The following is a 2,964-nucleotide window of genomic DNA, read 5'->3' as shown; positions in this document are numbered from 1 at the left end:
GCCCCTACGGGGGCCGGGCCTTCTTCGTTCCCGGCTACCGGGCCGGCCGGCTACCGGGCCGCCAGGCTACCGGGGCTCCGGTGCCTGCTCGGCCGCGAGGCCCGCGACCTCGCGGACGGCGTCGGCGACGGCGCGGAAGTCCTTGCGCAGGATCCAGTCGTGGTTGCTGGCGACCTTCGCGCTGATCCTGAGGTTCGGGTTGCGCTCCAGCGCGGGGCCGAGGCCGTCGGGTTCTACTCCCGGCCCGGTCTGGTCTGGGTGCCGGTCCGCGACGCGCCGCGCTGCCAGTGGGCCTTCGTGTGGCGCACGGCGGACCCGAACCCGCTGATCCGCGCCTTCGCGGCGGCCGCCGACGATGCTGCCGACGCCCTGGCGGACCGCCCCGCCTAGTGCCCGCGCAGCCGCCGTCGGGCCGCCCGCAGGACCAGGCCGAGCACCCAGGCCGCCCCGGCCCACGACGCCGTCCGGACCCCGCGCCCGGCCGCGCGCTGCGACCGCCCGCGGAACTCGCGGATGGGCCAGCCGACCTCTTGCGCGTGCCGGCGCAGCCGCAGGTCGGGGTTGATGGGGCAGGGGTGGCCCACGGACCGCATCATCGGCAGGTCGTTGAGCGAGTCGCCGTAGGCGTAGCTCTCGTCGAGGTCGATGGCCTCGGTCTCCGCGAGCGAGACGATCGCGTCGGCCTTGGCCTGGCCGTGCATGAGGTCGCCCGTGAGCCGGCCGGTGTAGAACCCGTCCTTGTGCTCGGCCACGGTGCCGAGCCCGCCCGTGGCGCCGAGGCGGCGGGCGATGAGCTGCGCGATCTCCACCGGGGTGGCGGTCACCAGCCACACCTGGTGGCCGGCGGCGATGTGCTCGTCCAGCAGCCGGCGCGTGCCCGGGTAGATCCGCAGCGACAGGACGGCGTCCCACACCTCCTCGCCGAGGGTGGCGATCTCCGCGACGCTGCGGCCCGCGATGAGCGAGAGCGCCCGGTCGCGCACCTGGTCGATCTCCTCGCGGTTCTCGCCCCACAGGAGGTAGCGCGCCTGGATCAGGGCGAACCTCAGGATGTCCCGCGTACCGAAGAACTTGCGCTGGTACGCCGACTTGGCCAGGTGAAAGGCGCTCGCACCGCGGATGATCGTGTTGTCGACGTCGAAGAACGCCGCGGTGGCGGACGAGGGGTGCGTCGACGGCATGGAGGTCACTCTATCCGCGTGCCACAGGACGCAAGTCCTCGCCGGGCACCCCGGCAGAAGCGCTGGTAGAACCGGGGAGTGACGCAGAACATCAGGATCTCCGAGGGCGCCGGGCTCGCGCGGTTCCTCCATCTGCTGGTCGCCGTGCTGGCTCTTGGCGGCTTCGCGATCGAGTTCGTCATCGCGTTGACCAGCGGCCCAGGTCTCGCCCCCACGCATGCCGAACGGATGGTCCGCTTCTTCAGCTACTTCACCATCCAGTCGAACCTGTTGATCGGCGGGACCTCGCTGGCCCTGGCGCTCGACCCGCGACGGGACGGTCCGGTGTTCCGCGTGCTGCGCCTCGACGGCCTGCTGTGCATCGCCGTCACGGGGATCGTCTACAACACCGTGCTCCGCGGCCTGGAGATGGTGGGCGGCGCCGGGCCGGTGCCGAACACGATGCTGCACGTCCTGGCACCGCTGTTCGCGGTCGTCGTCTGGGTCTGGGTGGGGCCGCGCCCCCGCGTCACGGCGGCCACGGTGTGGTGGTCGGTGGTGTATCCCGTCGCCTGGCTGGTCTACACCTTCGTGCGCGGCGCGGTCACGGGCTGGTATCCCTACCCGTTCCTGGACGCGGACGAGCTGGGCTGGGCGCGGGCGCTGATCAACGCGGGCGGCGTCGCCGTCGTCTTCCTCGTCCTGGCCTGGGGCGTGCGCTGGGCGGACGGGCGGCTGCCGGACACCGACCGTTCGGTGGCCCGCGCGTGACGTAACCTCGGGGCGTGACCACTGCCGCCGAGACCCGGGTCGTTCTCTACACACGCGAGGCGTGCCATCTGTGCGAGGACGCACGTGCCGTCGTCGAGAAGGTGTGCGAGAGCTCCGGGACCGCGTGGAGCGAGGTCGACATCGACAGCGCGCCCGCGCTGCGCGAGAAGTACGGGGAGTACGTCCCCGTGCTCGAGGTGGACGGGATCCAGCAAGGTTTCTGGCGCGTGGACGGTGCGCGCCTTGCACGCCTCCTGGCATGATCGTCCAGGCAGTGTGTGCGTACGCCCGCGACACAGTGGTCGCGGGGAGGGGAGCAGCACGTGGTCGAACTCAGTGACGGGACAGTCCCGGCAGCAACCGTAGGGAGGCTGCCGTACTACCTGCGCGCCCTGCGCGACCTCGCGGCCGAGGGGGTGGACCTCACCTCCTCGACGGAGCTCGCCGAACGGTCGGGCGTCAGCTCGGCGCAGCTGCGCAAGGACCTCTCGTACCTGGGTTCGTTCGGCACGCGCGGCGTCGGGTACGACGTCGAGTCGCTCGCCTCGTACATCACGGTCGCCCTGGGGCTCGAGACGGAGCACCGGCTGGCGATCGTCGGCATCGGAAACCTCGGGCACGCCCTGGCGAACTATTCCGGGTACGCGACGCGCGGCTTCCAGGTCGTGGCGCTGCTCGACGCGTCGCCCGACGTTGTGGGCACCGACGTGGCCGGCGTGACCGTGGAGCACGTGCGCGAGGTGGCCGAGGTCATCGAGCGCGAGCGGGTCTCCATGGTGGTGCTCGCGCTGCCGGGCCACGGCGCCCAGGACGTGGCCGACGCCGTCGTCGGCTCGGGCGTCCGCGAGATCCTGAACTTCGCGCCGGTGGCGCTCCAGGTGCCGGACGACGTGGTGGTGCGCTCGGTCGACGTCGGCGGCGAGCTGCAGATCCTGGCCTTCCACGCGGCGACCCGCGCGGCGGCTCTCTGACCCACAAAAAAACGCTGAGTGCGGGGTATTTGTTGGATCAAGCAGCTTGATCCAACAAATAC

The 2,964-nt window shown here is 71.7% G+C and carries 4 protein-coding genes and 1 pseudogene; 4 read left to right on the top strand and 1 reads right to left on the bottom strand.

Annotation, left to right across the window (positions count from 1 at the left end):
* A pseudogene (locus tag ACFWEJ_RS28215) lies at positions 1-390 on the top strand (hypothetical protein); the annotation flags it as partial.
* Here ACFWEJ_RS28215 and ACFWEJ_RS28210 read toward each other — a convergent pair.
* Positions 387-1,181 carry an HAD family hydrolase gene (locus tag ACFWEJ_RS28210; RefSeq protein WP_377232475.1) on the bottom strand — a complete coding sequence of 265 codons (795 nt, stop codon included), beginning with the start codon at positions 1,179-1,181 and terminating at the stop codon, positions 387-389. The pseudogene ACFWEJ_RS28215 and the gene ACFWEJ_RS28210 overlap by 4 nt on opposite strands.
* Before the next feature lie 78 nt (positions 1,182-1,259).
* Here ACFWEJ_RS28210 and ACFWEJ_RS28205 point away from each other — a divergent pair, with 78 nt between their 5' ends.
* The 3 genes from ACFWEJ_RS28205 to ACFWEJ_RS28195 are packed head-to-tail and all read left to right on the top strand — an operon-like array spanning position 1,260 to position 2,902.
* On the top strand, positions 1,260-1,931 hold the full coding sequence (locus ACFWEJ_RS28205) for a Pr6Pr family membrane protein (RefSeq protein ID WP_377232474.1): 672 nt from the start codon (positions 1,260-1,262) through the stop codon (positions 1,929-1,931).
* Positions 1,932-1,945: 14 nt separating this feature from the next.
* Positions 1,946-2,194 carry a glutaredoxin family protein gene (locus ACFWEJ_RS28200; RefSeq protein ID WP_377232473.1) on the top strand — a complete coding sequence of 83 codons (249 nt, stop codon included), beginning with the start codon at positions 1,946-1,948 and terminating at the stop codon, positions 2,192-2,194.
* Between the two features lie 60 nt (positions 2,195-2,254).
* Positions 2,255-2,902: a redox-sensing transcriptional repressor Rex gene (locus tag ACFWEJ_RS28195; protein ID WP_377232472.1), complete on the top strand. Its 648-nt coding sequence runs from the start codon at positions 2,255-2,257 to the stop codon at positions 2,900-2,902.
* Positions 2,903-2,964 lie beyond the last annotated feature (62 nt).

This window comes from Promicromonospora sp. NPDC060204 (assembly GCF_042728455.1).
Lineage (GTDB): Bacteria > Actinomycetota > Actinomycetes > Actinomycetales > Cellulomonadaceae > Promicromonospora.
The sequence above is the reverse complement of the archived record's forward strand: the minus strand, read 5'-3'. Positions and strand labels throughout refer to the sequence as shown.